Here is a 16,497-nt window from a genome sequence, read left to right as displayed (position 1 = left end):
CGATGGCCTCCTCGTGACGACGACTAGCGGCGGATGCCGGTCGCGAACGGCAACGTATTGACGAATGCCCGGTGGTGCTCACGATCGCACCACTCAAGCTTCAAATACGACTTACCGGCGGAAGCGCGGATGGTGCGCTTGTCGCGCGCCAGCGCTTCCGGGGAGCGCGAGGACACCGTGATGTACCCCACCAGGTTCACCCCCGCCGCACCGCTGGCCAGGTCCTCGCCGCGCTGGTCGATCCGGCCGTGGTGGGCGATGTCGCGTGGGTCCACCACCCGGTTCATCTTCGCGGCGCGGCTGGCCTCGGCGTCGTCGTTGGTCTTCTCGGTGAGCATTCGCTCGATCGCGACGTCCGTCGGCTCCAGGTCCATCGTGACCGCGACGGTACGGATCACGTCCGGGGTGTGCACCAGCAGCGGGGCCAGGAAGTTCACCCCGACCGGAGTCATCGGCCACTCCTTGATCCAGGCCGTCGAATGGTGCCAGGGCGCCCGGGTCGCGGACTCGCGGGTCTTGGCCTGCAGGAACGTCGGCTCCGTCGCGTCCAGTTCGGCCGGCCACGCATTGCGCCGGGTCATCGCCTGGATGTGGTCGATCGGGTGGTCCGGGTCGTACATCGAGTGGACCAGCGACGCCAGCCGCGCCTGGCCCAGCGGCTGCCTGACCCGGATGTCGGCCTCGGCGAGCCGGGCGCAGATGTCGTTCAGCTCGCGGGCCATCACCGCGGCCAGCCCCGCGTCCTTGTCGACCTTGCTGCCGCGCACCGCGGTCGCCCGGGCCATCGCATTGCCCTCGGCGGCCAGTTCGCGGGTGAAGTGCATGCACGCCACCAGATACGCCCGGTGCTGCTCCGAGGACGTCGAGACCATCGACTGCAGCTGCTCGTAGGACTCCTTGAGCCACCGGTCCGCGTCCGGGTCGCCGCGCTGGGCGACGTCCTTGGCGTGCGCGTCGGGGTCGGCCGGCAGCGTACGGGCCAGCATCTGCAGCCGGGTCACGAAGCCGTCGCCGTTCGCCACGTGCTTGAGCAGCGTGCCGAAGCGTTCCACCAGGGCTTCCTGGTCCTCGCTGTCCCGCAGGCCCACACCCGGGCCCTCGATCTCGATGGCCGCGGTCACCGTACGCCGGTCCACGTGCAGCAGCACCGCGATCTCGTCCGGCCCGAAGGGCGCCGCGAGCCAGCTGATCCGCCCGATCCCCGGCGGCGGCCCCACCTCGATCTCCCGCCCGTCCAGCGCGGTGCCCGCCTCCTGCACCGCCGAGCGGTACGTGGGCGAGACCCGCAGCGTACGGCGGTAGGTGCGGTTGATCTCGAACCAGCGGTAGAACGTACGCCGCCGGTACGGCAGGAACACCGCCGCCAGCGCCAGCACCGGCCAGCCGACCAGGCCGACGATGCGCAGCAGCAGCACCGGCACCAGCAGGCCGTTGAGCATGCCGAGGCCCGCGCCGAGCACGATCAGCACGATCTCGCCGGTCTCGCGGTTCTTGCCCACGATCGCGTTGGGCCGCGCCTTGCCGATCAGATAGGTGCGGCGCGGCTGGGTGAAGGGCTGGGTCGTCACCCGCGATCACCTCCCTGATTGCCGTTGTTCGAACCCTGGTTCGCCCGGAAGGGCGAGCCGAAGCCGCCCCCGCCCTGGCCGCCCCCGCTGGGCCGCGGGGGCGGTGCGGCCGCGCCGCCGCCGCTCTGGCCGCCGCGGGAGCTGTGCGCGGCCATGCCGCCCGCCACCGCGTTCGACGGCTGCGGGGCGCCGCCCTGGGCCTGCTCCTGGGGGCCGCCGCGGGCGCTGTGCGTCTTGATGCCCTGCTTGACCAGTGCGGCAGGCGAGGAGATGACCGCGGCGGCCTGGCTCTGGCCGCTGGCCTTGCGGCTGTTGCGCAGGTTGACCACGTCGTCGCCGAAGCCCGGCACGAAGCGGTAGATCATGAAGCTCGCGAAGATGGCCAGCAGGATGATGGCCAGGCCCGAGACGACCGCGGAGAAGGCGTCGGGGCCGTCGTCGGAGGACGACAGCGCGCCGGCCAGGCCCAGCACGATCACGATCACCGGTTTGACCAGGATCACCGCGATCATGATGCCGGCCCAGCGCCTGACGTGGTGCCACATGTTCTTGTCGACCAGGCCGGCGTAGACCGCGGTGCCCAGCAGCGCGCCCACGTACAGCAGCGCGGCCCTGATCACCAGCTCCAGCCACAGCACGCCGGCGGCGAGCACCGAGACCATCGACACCACGATCAGCATGATCGGGCCGCCGCCGATGTCGGTGCCCTTGGTCAGGGCGCCGGAGAACGACCCGAAGAAGACCTCGGTGTCGGACTTGGTGCCCGACGACACCACGTCGGTGACCGCGTCGGTGGCCGACACCACGGTGTAGAGGATCAGCGGGGTGAAGGCCGACGCCAGCACCGTCAGCCACAGGAAGCCGACCGCCTCGGTCAGCGCCTCGGTCATCGGCGCCCCCCGCACCGCCCGCTTGGCGACCGCCAGCAGCCACAGGATCAGCGTCAGGATCGTGGACGCGGCGAACACCACCGCGTACTGCCGCAGGAACGCGGTGTTGGTGAAGTCCACCTGTGTCGTCTTCGTCACCGCGGCCGACAGCTTGTCGATCGTCCAAGCCGCGGCATTGGCACAGCCCTTGGCGAGCGAGGTGAGCGGATCGAGCGTGTCGGTGGGGTTGGTGCCCTTGGCCGGGGCGCCGGGGTCGCCCTTGGTGCAGTAGTCCTTGGCGGCGCCGATGAGGCCGTCGCAGGCGTTGCGGGCGGGCGGTGCGACCGAGGGGGCGGTGCCCGGCGGGGAGGGCGTCGCGGTGGCCGCGAGGGCCGCGCGAGAGGGCAGCGCGACCGCCGCGGCGGTCAGCACGGTCAGCGCGGCCGGCACCGGCCAGCGGCGGGGGGCGGCCCGCAGCGGGGCGCGGGGGCCGGGGCGGGGCGGGGCCTCGGCCCCTCGTGGGGCGCGGGTCCGGAGTCGGGGGCGGCTGCTACCTGGCATACGTGAACCCTCCGTAGTCCCGGACCGCGCCGGCGATTTCGTCGGCGGAGGCGGCCTGGTTGTCGGCGGCGACCGGGGCGGGGCCGTCCTTCTGACTGGAGGAGCGGATCTTCCAGTCGCCGTTCGACCAGACCAGCTGCTCGGTGATGGTGAACCAGGCGGTGCTGACCGGCTTGGTGGAGCCGGAGCCGGCCAGGCCGACCAGGTCGGTGCACCACACCTCGACGGTCTTGGCGTCGGCCGAGCCGGAGCCCGAGCCGGAACCGGCACCGGAGGTGACCTTGGTGCCGATCGGCACGGTGCGGGAGACGAAGGTGAAGCCGGCCGGTGCGGTCCCGTCGGCGGTGAGTCCGAGGTTCTTCAGGGCGGCGCCGGAGTACGCGCGGTCCAGGTCGGCCTGCAGCCCGGCGGCGACGGAGGTGTCGTAGATCGCGCCGACGATGCGGTGCCTGCGGTCGGCGACGAACATGTCGGCGGAGCCCAGCGCCACCGCGTAGTTGGCCGCCGCGGACTGGGCGCCCTGCTCGGTGTGCGCGAAGCCGGCCGGGATGCCCGCGCCGCTCTTGCCGTCGACGGGCTTGAGCCCGGTCGGCGCGGTGGGCGCGGCGCCGCTGCCCCGGGTGCCGGTCGAGCCGCCGGAGGTGCCGCCGCCGCTCGTGCTGCCGTTCGCAGATGACGGGTGGTCGCCGCGGTTGGCGAAGGCCAGCGCGGCGATCAGCAGGACGACGATGCCGACCACGGTGACCAGGGCACGCCGCGGCTGCGGGCGCCGGGTGCCGCCGCCGTGGGCGGTGTGGCCCTCGGGCATCCGGGTCCTGGTCGGGGGGCCGTCCTGGCCGAGGCTCATCGCGCGGCCGCCCCTTCGGGCGCCGCGGACGTACGGCCGGGCCGGGTCGGGCGGACGGCTCCGCTGCTTGGTCGAGTGGGCATCAGCACGCAGCCTCGGGTGGGAAGGTGGAGCCTGGGACGGGCTCCTGGGACTTGGCGGGGGAGCGGCCGGGCAGGGCGGGCGGCGGTGCGCCCGGCTACACGGCCATTCCGTAGACGATGGTGAACAGCGTGCCGAGCGATCCGATGATGAACACGCCGGTCAGCCCGGCGATGATCAGACCCTTGCCCTGTTCCGCGCTGAACGTGTCGCGCAGCGCGGTCGCGCCGATCCGCTGCTTCGCCGCACCCCAGATCGCCATGGCCAGGCACAGCAGGATCGCCACCGCCATGACCACCTCGATCATCACACGTGCTTCCTGGCCGAGGGACCCGAAAGGTCCCCAGTCCGGTGCGATGCCGCCGATGATGGTGTTGATATCGCCCTTGGGGGCTGCCACGAACATGTAACTCACCACCCCGCTCTGTCAGTTGGCTCCCCTGCCGGGGCGCAAGGGGCCAGCATCTATCTTGACCGACGTTTCCGCTGTTGCGCGCCGCTGAGCGACTTTCTCGGCGGATCGTCCGTGTGATCCGGTGCCGAGCCGTCAGACTGGTGCGCGGACCGGTGTTCGATGGGACATGGATGACTACTCTGTGTATCACGAGCATAACCGCTGGGCAACGATAGGAACGTGCGTTCCTGCAAGGTGGGAGCGGTGCGGCGGAACAGGGCGCGGAAGGGGAGGCGGCACTGATGGCGCGTAAGGTCTGGCTGGCCGTCATCTTCGGCGGTGGGCTGCTCTTCTCCTTCCTCGCGCTGCTGGTCGTCGGCACCTATTCGGCGGCGGCGAGCCTGGCGGGCGGCGGGTCGGGCGGTGCGGTGCGGCTGGCCAAGGGCGCGGTGCCGGACATCTACCAGCCGATCGTGCAGAAGTGGGGCAATCTGTGCCCGGCGCTGAACCCGGCGCTGCTGGCCGCGCAGCTCTACCAGGAGAGCGGCTGGGACCCGCGGGCGCAGAGCGGCGCGCAGGCGCAGGGCATCGCCCAGTTCATCCCCGGCACCTGGGCCACCCACGGGATCGACGGCAACGGCGACGGGAAGGCCGACGTCTGGGACCCCGAGGACGCCATACCGTCGGCGGCGCAGTACGACTGCGACCTGGCGTCGTACGTGAAGAACGTGCCGGGCGACAACACCGACAACATGCTGGCGGCGTACAACGCGGGCGCGTACGCGGTCATCCAGTACGGCGGGGTGCCGCCGTACGCGGAGACGCAGAACTACGTGAAGACCATCCGCACCCTGGAGAAGAGCTTCGCGGCGCCGGTCGGCGCGGTGCAGCCCTCGCAGCAGGCGGCGGGGGCGATCTACTTCGCGCAGACCCGGATCGGCACCCCTTATCTGTGGGGCGGCGAGGGGACGGCGGCGCAGGGCGGGCGGTTCGACTGCTCGGGGCTGACGCAGGCGTCGTACGCGTCGGTCGGCATCACCCTGCCGCGGGTGGCGAACGACCAGTGGAACGCCGGCCCCCATCCGCGCAGGAACGAGCTGCTGCCCGGTGACCTGGTCTTCTTCGCGCACAACCTGAACGACCCCCGCTCGATCCACCACGTGGGGATCTACGTCGGCGGCGGCTACATGATCGACGCCCCGCACACCGGCGCGGAGATCAGGTTCGACCGCATCGACACCCCGGACTACATCGGGGCGACCCGGGTCACCCAGGCGGGCGCGGCGGCGCTTCCGGTGGCCGCGGCCTGAACGCGGCGTCACCTTCTGGCCCACGCCCGGCGTCCGGGACGGGGCGCTGGTCACCCTTGGATAACAGCATGGTGATCTTCTGGCGAAGACCGGAACGCTACGTACCGTGTCGGCCGTTGTACGGGCGACAATGGATTGGTACGCAAGCGACGGGGGTTGCAGACGTGCCGAGCCACTGAGGCACGGTCAGTTGCTAGTGGTAAGGGGCACCACCGCCATGGCAGAGGTCGCCAGTGACAGCACGAACCCCGACATCACCCTGCTCCGCTCCATCAACGATCTGGCCAAGCAGGCACCCCGCGGCGTCGACCGGGCGGTCGAGCTGGTCGGCGAGTACGGACTGATCGTCCTGACCGCACTGCTGGCCGGCTGGTGCTGGTGGCGGGTGGCCAGGCGGTCGGCGGACGCGCCCGCCGCGGTCGCCGGCGTGCTGTGGTCCTGCATCGCCGCGGGCGTCGCCCTGCTGCTCAACATCCCGGTGCGCGCGCTGGTCGAGCGGCCCCGGCCGTACGTCGACCACGACGGCCTCGACGTCCTGGTGCGCGGGCACCACACGGCGTCCTTCGTCAGCGACCACGTCACGCTCGTCGCGGCGGTCGCGGTCGGGCTCTTCATGGTCAGCCGCACCGCGGGGGCCGTCGCGATAGGCCTGGCCCTGGCCGAGGGCTTCGCGCAGGTCTACGTCGGCGCCCACTACCCGACGGACGCCGTCGGCGGGTTCGCGCTCGGCGCCGCCACCGCGCTGCTGCTCGCCCCGCTGGCGCTGGCCCTGCTCACCATGCTGACCAGGTCGCTGGCCCGCGGCCGGGCGTCCTTCCTGGTCGTGGCGCGCCCCGCGCCCTACGGGCGGCCGCCGCGTGCCGGTTCGCCGCACCGCTGGCACAGCGCGGCCGACAAGGACCTGGCGGCGTAAGGCGTACAGCGCACAGCGCAGCGAGTCCGGTCCGGCACCTCACAGGAAACTCTGGGCACAGGGTCACCGGCCGTCAGGACCGGCCCCGTCAAGGCGGGTTCCGGCCGTTCGGGCGCGGCGGGATCTCGTACCGGACGGCGCGCGGGCGCTCACAGGGCCTGCGGGAAGTCGAACAGCCGCTGCGGGTCGAGGGTGTGCTTGAGGTCGGCGAGCTTGTCGGCGTTCTGCCCGTAGTAGGCGGTGCGCCAGTCGGCGAGGGTGGGGTCGGTGTAGTTCTGGTAGGCGCCGCCCGAGGCGTAGCGGCGCATCGCGCTGTGCGTGGTGTCCAGCCAGCCGGTCGTGGACAGGCCGTCGGACGCCAGGTATTGGGCAAGGAAGCGCGAGCCGCGGTGGCTGAAGGCGGTCGCCGTGGGGGAGACCCGGTTGACGGCCCCGCCGAGCGCGGTCAGCGCGATGCTTCCCGCGCCGCCACCGGACGCGCCGGCCAGCCGCTCGACCTGGGAGAGCAGGGCGCTGACGCCGGCGGCCGGCAGGTCGGTGTCGTAGAAGTCGGAGCGGGCGGTGTACGTGTCGCGCGACAGGTGCCCCGCGGGTGCCAGGTGGCACTGGGCGGCGGACAGCCCCGAGCAGCCCGCGTAGGAGAACATCGCCTCCAGGTAGGTGTGCGGGTGCAGGGAGACGGAGGAGGCGGGGGCGCCGACGGCGTCGGCGAGGCGGTCGGCGGCGGCGGACAGGTCGGAGCGCGAACCGGTGGACAGCATGGGAACTGCGACGGTCGGCGAGCCGCCGGGGGAGCAGGCTGTGTCCAGCGCCGACCAGAGGTGGTCGGGCTGGTCGGGACCCCAGCTCTGCCAGGCGGTGATCACGTCGGCGGCCCGGCTCCAGGGCCAGGTCAGGTAGCCGGTGACGACGTCGGGAACGGGGTGGGTGCGGAAGCGCAGTTCGGTGACGACGCCGAAGTTGCCGCAGCCGGCGCCGCGCAGCGCCCAGAAGATGTCGGGTTCGTGGTCGGCGGAGACCTCGTGGACGGTGCCGTCGGCGGTGATCAGCGTGGCGCCGATGAGGTTGTCGCAGGTCAGTCCCATGGAGCGGCTCATGACGCCGTGTCCGCCGCCGAGGGTGAGCCCGGACACGCCGACAGAGGGGCAGGAGCCGGCCGGGATGGTGCGGCCCAGTCTGCCGAGGGTCGAGTAGACGTCGATGAGTTTGGCACCCGCGCCGACGGTGGCGGTGGCGCCGTCGAGCCGGATCGAGTTGAGCCCGGCGACGTCGACGACGAGCCGGCCGTCGCCGCTGGACCAGCCCGCGTACGAGTGGCCGCCGCTGCGCACGACCGGGGTGGTCGCGGTGCGGTGGGCGAAGTCCAGGCAGCGGCGGATGTCCTCGGCGCCGGTGACGTGGGCGATGGCGGCCGGGCGCAGGTGGTCGAAGCGGGTGTTGTACAGCCGCCGGTCGGTGGCGTAGGAGGCGTCCTGCGGGCGGACCAGCCGGCCGTGCAGGGCGGAGCCGAGCGCGGACCAGTCCGGTGCGACGGGCGAGAAGCTGGGGCTCGGGGTGCCCTTGGAGGGCGAGGCGGTGGCCGTACGCGGCGGGGGCGCCTTGCCGTCGGCGTCGCCGCCCGAGGGGCCGCAGCCGGTCAGCCAGGCCGCGGCCAGGGCGGTGCCGCCTGCCGCGAGCGCGGTGCGCCGGCGTATCGGGGGGCCGGCCTGGGGACCGGGGGCGGACGACTCGTCCACGTGCTTCACCGCCGCATTCCTGTGAGGAACTGCATGGGAGGACCTGCGGGAGGACCCGCATGTGAGGGCTCTGCAAGTCCAAGACGTGGCGGCGGGGGCGCCGGTTGCGGTCCGCGGCGGGCGGGGTGCGGGTCCCGGTCAGCCCGCGGTGTGCTCCTGCGCGTCGCGTCGTGCCCGGTCACGGGCTCTGCGGGCGGGTCCCTTCCAGCCGCAGGTGCAGCGGGCGGAGGCGAAGGAGCCGCGTTCGACGACGGAAGTGCGGTGGACGGCGGCCGCCGGCTCCTGACGGCTGGAGAACTTCGGCACCTCTCCACGGTAAGGGGCGTGACGGGGCGCTTCCGACCGTCGTTACCGAGGTGAGGCCCAGGCGCGGACAGGGATGGATTGCAAGATGGTGGCGGCGATGTCCCTGTGGGCGAGCACGGGGGTACGGACGGCGGCCGCGGGGCGGCTGCGGCGCACGGTGACGGCGGCGGCAGCGGCGGGCTGCGCGGTGGCGCTGGTCGCGGGGTGCGTGGAGCACGGCGCCGCGGCGGACAGCGGGCCGGCGGCGGCGGAGGCCCGGCCGGGCGGTGCGAAGGACGCGGGCGACCCCGCGGCGGCGGTACGTGCCGCGGCCGACGCGCTGGTGCGGGCCGGCAGCTCGCTGGTGGAGACCTCGATGCGGATGGCCAGCGGCGGCACCTGGGTCACCGTCACCGGCAGCGGCAGCTTCGACTACGCCAGGCGGCAGGGCGAACTGACCCTGGTGCTGCCCAGGGACGCGGCGGGGGCCGAGGAGCACAAGCCGGTCACCGAGCTGCTGACGTCCGGCGCGCTGTACATGAAGGACCGCGGGGCGGGTGTGCCGGCGGGCAAGTGGGTACGGGTCGACATCGCCTCGCTGCCGGACGGCAACCTCGTCACGGGCGGCGCCACCGACCCGCTGGCCGCGGCCGAACTGCTGCGCGCCGCCGGGCAGGTGGTGCTGGTCGGCGCCGAGACCCTGCACGGCACGGCGGTACGCCACCTGCGCGGCGTCGCGGACATCGCGCGGGCGGCCCGCGTCGCGGGGCCGGGCGCGCAGGGGGCGCTCGCGGCGGCGGCCAGGGGCTTCGCGGTGACCCGGGTGCCCTTCGACGCGTGGCTCGACGCCGAGGGCCGGCTGCGCCGGGTCACGGAGCACTTCACCTACGGCGCCAAGGACGGCGGGGCCGCGATGGGCGGCGGGGTGGGTGTGGTGTCCACCACGGACTTCGACGGCTTCGGCGCCCATGTGTCCTTCGTCATGCCGCAGGGCGACGACATCTGGACCGGCAAGATCGTTTCTGCTTCCTAGGGCAGGCCCTGGGCACGGCCGGCCTGCGGCGGGGCGCGCAGGAGCGCGGTCAGGGCCTGCGGAGCGGCGCCGGTGCTCACCCGGGGGGTGCGGGAAATGGTCCTTCCGTGCCATGCGCCGGGGGCAAGGGGGTCCCTACGCTGGATGGCGGCCGTTGGACGGGACGCTTGGCGGAGGAGGTGGTGCGGATATGGTGCCGTCGCCCGGGGCGACAGTCCAGGACGATCCCGTGGCCCTCGCCGAGATCGAGCTGTGCGGGGAGCTGATCATCGCCGCGTCCACCGCCGACGAGGAGCGGCTGAGCTTCGCCCGCATCGACGAGGTGCTGGAGGTCGACCGCGGCCCCGCCCCCTGCGGGCGCCTGCCCCAGCGCCCTTCTCCGCACGGCACCGCGCGCGTTCCCTAGGTGCGCAGCAGCCGCGCTATCGCCGCCGTGGCTTCGGCGACCTTCTCGTCGATCTCGGGGCCGCCGCCGACCGCCGCCGCGGCCACGCAGTGCCGCAGGTGCTCCTCCAGCAGCTGCAGGGCGAAGGACTGCAGGCCCTTCGTGCTGGCCGAGACCTGGGTCAGGATGTCGATGCAGTAGACGTCCTGCTCGACCATCCGCTGCAGTCCGCGGATCTGGCCCTCGATCCTGCGCAGCCGTTTGAGGTGGGACTCCTTGTCGTGGCTATAGCCATGCGGCCCCTGCGGCGACACAATCTCGTCTGCTGCCGAACCCGCCGATGCCGGCGCTGAACCCGCCGCCGATTCTGTCACTGCCGTCTCCGCCGCCGCCGTGTCCGTCATCCCACCGTCCGCCCTCTCTGTCCCTTATACCCCTGGTGGGTATATCTTACCGAATCGGTATCGTGTGCGACGCATCCCCCGTGAGGGGGACTCTGTCCCATGGGCGACACTGGGTGACGCCGGTTAGCTGTGGCCGGATGTTGCGCCTAGCATCAACGAGACCGACTCCGATGTATCCCGAGGAACCCACGTGCGCTTTCGTCTGACCCCCAGGGAGACGAGCTTCTACGACATGTTCGCCGCGTCCGCGGACAACATCGTCACCGGTTCGAAGCTCCTCATGGAACTGCTCGGAGCCGATTCGGCTACCCGCACCGAGATCGCCGAGAGGATGCGGGCGGCCGAGCACGCGGGAGACGACGCGACCCACGCGATCTTCCACCAGCTGAACTCCTCCTTCATCACGCCCTTCGACCGCGAGGACATCTACTCCCTCGCCGGTTCGCTGGACGACATCATGGACTTCATGGAGGAGGCCGTCGACCTCGTCGTCCTCTACAACGTCGAGGAGCTCCCCAAGGGTGTCGAGCAGCAGATCGAGGTGCTGGCACGGGCCGCCGAGCTGACCGCCGAGGCGATGCCCAACCTGCGGACGATGTCCAACCTCACCGAGTACTGGATCGAGGTCAACCGGCTGGAGAACCAGGCCGACCAGATCCACCGCAAGCTGCTGGCCCAGCTCTTCAACGGCAAGTACGACGCCATCGAGGTGCTCAAGCTCAAGCAGATCGTGGACGTGCTGGAGGAGGCCGCGGACGCTTTCGAGCACGTGGCGAACACGGTGGAGACCATCGCGGTCAAGGAGTCCTGACCCACGTGGACACCTTTGTGCTGATCGTCACCATCTCGGTGGCGCTCTTCTTCACCTATACCAACGGTTTCCACGACTCCGCGAACGCCATCGCCACCTCCGTCTCCACCCGGGCGCTGACCCCCAAGGCGGCGCTGGCGATGGCGGCGGTGATGAACCTGGCCGGCGCCTTCCTCGGCAGCGGGGTGGCCAAGACGGTCAGCAAGGGCCTGATCGCGACGCCCGAGGGCCGCTCGGGCATGGGCATCCTCTTCGCGGCGCTGGCCGGCGCGATCGTCTGGAACCTGGTCACCTGGTACTTCGGCCTGCCGTCGAGTTCCAGCCACGCGCTGTTCGGCGGTCTGGTGGGCGCTGCACTGGCCGGCGGCACCACCGTGCACTGGTCGGGTGTGGTCGACAAGGTCATCATCCCGATGTTCGTCTCGCCCGCGGTCGGCCTGCTGCTGGGCTACCTGGTGATGCTGGCCATCCTGTGGTTCTTCCGCCGGGCCAACCCGCACAAGGCCAAGCGCGGCTTCCGTATCGCGCAGACCGTCTCGGCGGCCGGCATGGCGCTGGGCCACGGCCTGCAGGACGCGCAGAAGACGATGGGCGTCGTCGTCCTCGCACTGGTCATCAACGACCCGTCCAAGGGCTACGGCATCCCGATCTGGGTCAAGTTCGTGTGCGCGGCGATGATGTCGCTGGGCACGTACGCGGGCGGCTGGCGGATCATGCGCACCCTGGGGCGGCGGATCATCGACCTGGACCCGCCGCAGGGCTTCGCGGCCGAGACGACGTCCGCGTCGATCCTCTACGCGACCTCGTACATCTTCCAGGCGCCGGTCTCCACCACCCACGTCATCACGTCCTCGATCATGGGCGTCGGCGCGACCCGCAGGGTCAAGGCGGTCCGCTGGGGCGTGGCCAAGAACATCGTCGCGGGCTGGTTCATCACCATGCCGGCCGCGGCCCTGGTCGCCGCCGCCTGCTACTACATCGTCAAGCTGATCTTCGGCTGACAGGCCGCGGCCCCGCAGAGGGCCGGGCCCCGGAACGGATCAGGCCCCGCCCCCCTGGAAAGGGGAGCGGGGCCTGCGCCTTGCGGTGGCACCGCCATGCAGCACCGCACGGCGGTCCTGGTTATCCGAAGCGGCCGGAGATGTAGTCCTCGGTGGCCTGCACGGACGGGTTGGAGAAGATCCGCTCGGTGTCGTCGATCTCGATGAGCTTGCCGGGCTGGCCGACGGCCGACAGGTTGAAGAAGGCGGTACGGTCCGAGACGCGGGCCGCCTGCTGCATGTTGTGGGTCACGATGACGATGGTGAACCGGGTCTTCAGCTCGCCGATCAGGTCCTCGATGGCGAGGGTCGAGATCGGGTCGAGCGCCGAGCACGGCTCGTCCATCAGCAGCACCTGCGGCTCGACCGCGATGGCGCGGGCGATGCACAGCCGCTGCTGCTGGCCGCCGGACAGGCCGGAGCCGGGCTTGTTCAGCCGGTCCTTGACCTCGTTCCAGAGGTTGGCGCCCTTCAGGGAGCGCTCGACGATGCCGTCCAGCTCGCTCTTCTTGCGGATGCCGTTGAGCTTGAGGCCGGCCGCCACGTTGTCGTAGATCGACATGGTGGGGAAGGGGTTGGGGCGCTGGAAGACCATGCCGACGGTGCGGCGCACGGTCACCGGGTCGACGCCCGACCCGTACAGGTTCTCGTCGTCGAGCATCACCTTGCCCTCGACGCGGCCGCCGGGGGTGACCTCGTGCATCCGGTTCAGGGTGCGCAGGAAGGTGGACTTGCCGCAGCCGGACGGGCCGATGAAGGCCGTCACGGAGCCGGGCTCGATGGTCATCGAGATGTCGTCGATCGCCTTGAAGGCGCTGTAATACGCGGACAGGCCGCTGATGTCGATGCGTTTTGCCATGGGGATCACTTCTTTTCTGCGGGCGGTCTGCTGACTTGGGGGTGGGCCGCGTCAGCGACCGGCCTTGGGCGCCTTCCAGCGGGCGATGAACCTGGCGATGAGGTTCAGGACCATCACGAACGCGATGAGGACCAGGGCGGCCCCCCATGCGCGGTCGTAGCTGGGCTGGTTGCCGTTGTTGTACTGCTCGTAGATGTAGTACGGAAGGGACGACTGCGGGTCGTGGAAGGGGTCGGTGTTGATCGCCGCGCTGCCGAAGACCAGCAGGGCGATCGGGGCGCTCTCACCCGCGATACGTGCGATCGCCAGCATCACACCGGTGGTGATGCCGCCGACGGCGGTCGGCAGGACCACCTTGACGGTGGTGCGCCACTTCGGGACGCCCAGTGCCAGCGAGGCCTCGCGCAGTTCGTTCGGGACGAGCTTGAGCATCTCCTCGGTGGAGCGCACCACGACCGGCATCATCAGCAGGGCCAGCGCCAGCGAGCCGGCGAAGCCGGACGCCGGGGCCTTGCCGAGGGCCACGAACCAGATCGACAGGATGAACAGACCGGCCACGATCGACGGGATGCCGGTCATGACGTCCACGAAGAAGGTCACCCACTTGGCGAGCCGGCCCTTGCCGTACTCGACCAGGTAGATCGCCGTGAGCATGCCCAGCGGGGCGGCGATGACGGTGGCGATGCCGACCTGCTCCAGGGTGCCGATGATGGCGTGGTAGACGCCGCCGCCGGGCTGGATGGTCAGCACGTTGTTCATCGAGTGGGTCAGGAACGTGCCGTCGATGACGTCGGCGCCCTTGCTGATCGTCGTCTCGACCAGGGAGTACAGCGGGATGACGGCCAGGACGAAGCTCGACCAGACCAGGCTGGTGGCCACCCGGTCCTTGGCCTGCCTGCGGCCCTCGACCCGGGCGGTGATCGCGTAGGAGCCGGCCACGAAGAGCACCAGGGCGATCAGGCCCCACTGGATGTGGCTGCTCAGGCCCGCGCCCGCGCCGATGCCCGCGGCGACCGCTATGGCGCCCGCGGCGATCGCGAGCGGGCTCCAGCGCGGCAGGTGGCGGGAGGCGAGCCGCGGCGAGGCGGGGGTGCCGGACGCCGGCCTGGCGTCCATGACGGTGTCGCTCATGCGTTGGCCCCCGAGTATTCCTTCCGGCGCTGGATGATGATCCGTGCGGCGCCGTTGACCAGCAGGGTGATGAGGAAGAGCACCAGGCCGGAGGCGATCAGCGCGTCCCGGCCGAACTCGTCGGCCTCACCGAACTTGGCGACGATGTTCTGCGAGAAGGTGCCGCCCAGCGGGTCCAGGATGTGCCCGGACAGCTGCGGCGAGGCGGACAGCACGGTGGCGACCGCCATGGTCTCGCCGAGCGCGCGGCCCAGGCCCAGCATGGAGGCGCTGATGATGCCGGAGCGGGCGAAGGGCAGCACCGACAGGCGGATGACCTCCCAGCGGGTCGCGCCGAGCGCGAGCGCCGCCTCCTCGTGCATCTTCGGCACCTGGTTGATCACTTCGCGGCTGACGTTGGTGATGATCGGCAGGATCATGATCGCCAGCAGGATGCCCACGGTGAACAGCGAGCGGGCCGCCGAGTTCGGGTCTTCCTTGTGGAAGATGTATGTCCAGCCGAAGTAGTCGTTCAGCCAGAGGTTGACGCCCCGCAGGTGCGGCACCAGGAAGAGGGCGCCCCACAGGCCGTAGACGATGCTGGGCACCGCGGCGAGCAGGTCGATCACGTAGGCGATCGGACCGCCCAGGCGGCGCGGTGCGTAGTGGGTGATGAACAGCGCGATGCCGATCGCGATCGGCACGGCGATGGCCATCGCGATGATCGAGCTGACCACGGTGCCGTACGCCAGGACCGCGATGCCGAAGACCGGCGGGTTCAGGCTGGGCGTCCACTCGAAGGTGGTCAGGAAGTTGCCGTGGTCCTTGGAGATCGCGCTGACCGCGCGGACCGTGAGGAACAGCGCGATGGCGGCCATCACCACGAGCAGCAGGATGCCGGATCCGCGGGCGAGCCCGGCGAAGATCCGGTCGCCGGGGCGGGACACCGTCTTGGCGGCCCGGTGCGGCTCGGGCTTCGTGGGGGGTGGAGCAGTGGTTGTCATAGGTGTTTTCTCCGGTCTGGGTGGGGGAGCGCGCTCCCCCGGCGGCGGTGCACCGGATACGCGGCGGGTCCCGCAGCCGTCGGCCGCGGGACCCGCCGCGCTTCGATCAGGAGAGGGCGGAGATGGTGGAGCGGACCTTCGTGGCGATCTCGGTCGGCAGCGGCGCGTAGCCGGCGGCCGCGAGCTTGCCCTGGCCGGCGTCGCTGGCGATGTAGGTCAGGAAGGACTTGGTCAGCGCGAGGGTGTCGGCCTTGTTGCCCTTGTCGCAGGCGATCTCGTACGTCACCAGGACGATCGGGTAGGCGTTGTCCGCCTTGGTGGTGTACGCGGCACCCAGGTCCAGGGCCAGGTCGGAGCCGGTGCCGACGACCTTCGCCTGGGCGATGCCCGAGGAGGCGTTGTCGGTGGTGGCCTCGACCGGGGCGGCGGCACCGGTGTTGATCTTGACGGTCGGGATGCTGCTGGCGGTCGCGTAGGACAGCTCGAAGTAGCCGATCGAGCCCTCGGTCTGCTTCACCAGCGCGGCGACACCGGAGGACTTCGCAGCGGCCTGGCCGCCCTTGGCGGCCCACGCCTTGGCGTGCTCGTACGGCCAGTCGGCCGGGGCGGCGCCGTGGAAGTACTTGGTCAGGTTGTCCGTGGTGCCCGAGTCGTCCTGGCGGTGGACCGACTGGATCTTCGTGCTCGGCAGGGTGACACCCGGGTTCAGGGCGGTGATCGCCTTGTCGTTCCAGGTGGTGATCTTGCCGTTGAAGATCTTGGCCAGCGTCGAGGCGTTCAGCACCAGGTTGTTCACGCCGGGCAGGTTGTAGCCGACCGCGATCGGGCCGCCGACCATCGGGATGTTGACGCCCTGGCCACCGGTGCAGACGCTCTTGGACTTGGCGACCTCTTCGGGCTTCAGCGGCGAGTCGGAGCCGGCGAAGGCGTCCGTGCCGTTGTTGAAGTCGATGATGCCCTCACCGGAGGACGACGGCTTGTAGTTGATCGTCGCGCCGCTGCACGCCTGCTGGTAGTCCTTGACCCAGGTCTCGATCGCGTTCTGCTGCGCGGTCGAACCCGAGGACAGGAGCTTGCCGGTCGCGCAGGAGATGCCGCCCGCGTTGGTTCCGCTCGCCGCGCTGCTCGAACCGCTGGCCGAGTTGCTCGGTGTGCTGCTGCTGTCGCTGTTGTCGTCCGAACCGCAGGCCGACAGGACGAGCGCACCGGTAATCGCGACCGCGCCGACGGTCAGGGCCCGCAGCCCGCTCTTACGCTGAAGCTTCACCTTCGTGTGTTCCTTCCGAG

17 protein-coding genes are annotated in these 16,497 nt (G+C 71.1%); 6 read left to right on the top strand and 11 right to left on the bottom strand.

Annotated elements, in window-relative coordinates; all coding sequences use genetic code 11:
• Window positions 1-23: 23 nt before the first annotated feature.
• From JT723_RS32310 to JT723_RS32295, 4 genes are all read right to left on the bottom strand, one after another.
• Complete coding sequence (locus JT723_RS32310) at window positions 24-1,568, bottom strand: SCO6880 family protein (protein WP_205048429.1); 1,545 nt, start codon at window positions 1,566-1,568, stop codon at window positions 24-26.
• Window positions 1,565-2,914: a hypothetical protein gene (locus JT723_RS32305; protein WP_372441401.1), complete on the bottom strand. Its 1,350-nt coding sequence runs from the start codon at window positions 2,912-2,914 to the stop codon at window positions 1,565-1,567. Before JT723_RS32305 ends, JT723_RS32310 begins: the two co-directional genes overlap by 4 nt.
• Before the next feature lie 73 nt (window positions 2,915-2,987).
• Entirely contained in the window at window positions 2,988-3,845 is an 858-nt protein-coding gene (locus tag JT723_RS32300; RefSeq protein ID WP_205048428.1) for an amidohydrolase family protein, read from the bottom strand.
• 178 nt (window positions 3,846-4,023) lie between these two features.
• Window positions 4,024-4,332 carry a DUF8827 family protein gene (locus tag JT723_RS32295; protein ID WP_031524459.1) on the bottom strand — a complete coding sequence of 103 codons (309 nt, stop codon included), beginning with the start codon at window positions 4,330-4,332 and terminating at the stop codon, window positions 4,024-4,026.
• A gap of 290 nt (window positions 4,333-4,622) precedes the next feature.
• Here JT723_RS32295 and JT723_RS32290 point away from each other — a divergent pair, with 290 nt between their 5' ends.
• On the top strand, window positions 4,623-5,630 hold the full coding sequence (locus tag JT723_RS32290) for a C40 family peptidase (protein WP_205048427.1): 1,008 nt from the start codon (window positions 4,623-4,625) through the stop codon (window positions 5,628-5,630).
• A gap of 217 nt (window positions 5,631-5,847) precedes the next feature.
• A complete protein-coding gene (locus JT723_RS32285) occupies window positions 5,848-6,543 on the top strand; it encodes an IPTL-CTERM sorting domain-containing protein (protein ID WP_205048426.1) in 696 nt (231 codons plus the stop codon).
• Between the two features lie 149 nt (window positions 6,544-6,692).
• Here JT723_RS32285 and JT723_RS32280 read toward each other — a convergent pair whose 3' ends face one another.
• A complete protein-coding gene (locus JT723_RS32280) occupies window positions 6,693-8,288 on the bottom strand; it encodes an FAD-binding oxidoreductase (protein WP_251512613.1) in 1,596 nt (531 codons plus the stop codon).
• 129 nt (window positions 8,289-8,417) lie between these two features.
• Window positions 8,418-8,585 carry a hypothetical protein gene (locus tag JT723_RS32275; protein WP_205048425.1) on the bottom strand — a complete coding sequence of 56 codons (168 nt, stop codon included), beginning with the start codon at window positions 8,583-8,585 and terminating at the stop codon, window positions 8,418-8,420.
• A 97-nt stretch (window positions 8,586-8,682) separates the two neighbouring features.
• On the opposite strand from JT723_RS32275, the gene JT723_RS32270 reads away from it, so the two are divergent.
• Window positions 8,683-9,597 (top strand): SCO4651 family lipoprotein, encoded by a 915-nt coding sequence (locus JT723_RS32270; RefSeq protein ID WP_372441400.1) that lies wholly within the window; start codon window positions 8,683-8,685, stop codon window positions 9,595-9,597.
• A 190-nt stretch (window positions 9,598-9,787) separates the two neighbouring features.
• Window positions 9,788-10,003: a hypothetical protein gene (locus tag JT723_RS32265; protein WP_205048424.1), complete on the top strand. Its 216-nt coding sequence runs from the start codon at window positions 9,788-9,790 to the stop codon at window positions 10,001-10,003.
• On the opposite strand, the gene JT723_RS32260 is transcribed toward JT723_RS32265, so the two are convergent.
• Entirely contained in the window at window positions 10,000-10,386 is a 387-nt protein-coding gene (locus JT723_RS32260; RefSeq protein WP_205048423.1) for a metal-sensitive transcriptional regulator, read from the bottom strand. The genes JT723_RS32265 and JT723_RS32260 overlap by 4 nt on opposite strands.
• Before the next feature lie 190 nt (window positions 10,387-10,576).
• On the opposite strand from JT723_RS32260, the gene JT723_RS32255 reads away from it, so the two are divergent.
• Window positions 10,577-11,197 carry a DUF47 domain-containing protein gene (locus tag JT723_RS32255; RefSeq protein WP_205048422.1) on the top strand — a complete coding sequence of 207 codons (621 nt, stop codon included), beginning with the start codon at window positions 10,577-10,579 and terminating at the stop codon, window positions 11,195-11,197.
• 5 nt (window positions 11,198-11,202) lie between these two features.
• Window positions 11,203-12,198 (top strand): inorganic phosphate transporter, encoded by a 996-nt coding sequence (locus JT723_RS32250; protein ID WP_205048421.1) that lies wholly within the window; start codon window positions 11,203-11,205, stop codon window positions 12,196-12,198.
• A 121-nt stretch (window positions 12,199-12,319) separates the two neighbouring features.
• Here JT723_RS32250 and pstB read toward each other — a convergent pair whose 3' ends face one another.
• The 4 genes from pstB to pstS all read right to left on the bottom strand — a co-directional run bounded on the left by pstB (window position 12,320) and on the right by pstS (window position 16,477).
• On the bottom strand, window positions 12,320-13,096 hold the full coding sequence (gene pstB, locus JT723_RS32245) for a phosphate ABC transporter ATP-binding protein PstB (RefSeq protein ID WP_205048420.1): 777 nt from the start codon (window positions 13,094-13,096) through the stop codon (window positions 12,320-12,322).
• Window positions 13,097-13,147: 51 nt separating this feature from the next.
• On the bottom strand, window positions 13,148-14,227 hold the full coding sequence (gene pstA / locus JT723_RS32240; protein ID WP_205048419.1) for a phosphate ABC transporter permease PstA: 1,080 nt from the start codon (window positions 14,225-14,227) through the stop codon (window positions 13,148-13,150).
• A complete protein-coding gene (gene pstC, locus JT723_RS32235) occupies window positions 14,224-15,210 on the bottom strand; it encodes a phosphate ABC transporter permease subunit PstC (protein ID WP_205048418.1) in 987 nt (328 codons plus the stop codon). Before pstC ends, pstA begins: the two co-directional genes overlap by 4 nt.
• Before the next feature lie 106 nt (window positions 15,211-15,316).
• Window positions 15,317-16,477, bottom strand: a complete 1,161-nt coding sequence (gene pstS / locus JT723_RS32230; protein WP_205048417.1) for a phosphate ABC transporter substrate-binding protein PstS — start codon at window positions 16,475-16,477, stop codon at window positions 15,317-15,319.
• Window positions 16,478-16,497: the final 20 nt, after the last annotated feature.

Origin of the sequence: Actinacidiphila bryophytorum, from assembly GCF_016916835.1 — a bacterium.
Classification (GTDB): domain Bacteria; phylum Actinomycetota; class Actinomycetes; order Streptomycetales; family Streptomycetaceae; genus Actinacidiphila; species Actinacidiphila bryophytorum.
The sequence above is the reverse complement of the archived record's forward strand: the minus strand, read 5'-3'. Positions and strand labels throughout refer to the sequence as shown.

What these genes read in the sequence shown, in the direction of transcription:
- JT723_RS32300 (WP_205048428.1), bottom strand. Translation starts at nt 3,845, where the DNA reads ATGAGCCTCGGCCAGGACGGCCCCCCGACCAGGACCCGGATGCCCGAG.
- JT723_RS32295 (WP_031524459.1), bottom strand. Translation starts at nt 4,332, where the DNA reads ATGTTCGTGGCAGCCCCCAAGGGCGATATCAACACCATCATCGGCGGC.
- JT723_RS32290 (WP_205048427.1), top strand. Translation starts at nt 4,623, where the DNA reads ATGGCGCGTAAGGTCTGGCTGGCCGTCATCTTCGGCGGTGGGCTGCTC.
- JT723_RS32285 (WP_205048426.1), top strand. Translation starts at nt 5,848, where the DNA reads ATGGCAGAGGTCGCCAGTGACAGCACGAACCCCGACATCACCCTGCTC.
- JT723_RS32270 (WP_372441400.1), top strand. Translation starts at nt 8,683, where the DNA reads ATGTCCCTGTGGGCGAGCACGGGGGTACGGACGGCGGCCGCGGGGCGG.
- JT723_RS32265 (WP_205048424.1), top strand. Translation starts at nt 9,788, where the DNA reads ATGGTGCCGTCGCCCGGGGCGACAGTCCAGGACGATCCCGTGGCCCTC.
- JT723_RS32260 (WP_205048423.1), bottom strand. Translation starts at nt 10,386, where the DNA reads ATGACGGACACGGCGGCGGCGGAGACGGCAGTGACAGAATCGGCGGCG.
- pstB (WP_205048420.1), bottom strand. Translation starts at nt 13,096, where the DNA reads ATGGCAAAACGCATCGACATCAGCGGCCTGTCCGCGTATTACAGCGCC.
- pstA (WP_205048419.1), bottom strand. Translation starts at nt 14,227, where the DNA reads ATGAGCGACACCGTCATGGACGCCAGGCCGGCGTCCGGCACCCCCGCC.
- pstC (WP_205048418.1), bottom strand. Translation starts at nt 15,210, where the DNA reads ATGACAACCACTGCTCCACCCCCCACGAAGCCCGAGCCGCACCGGGCC.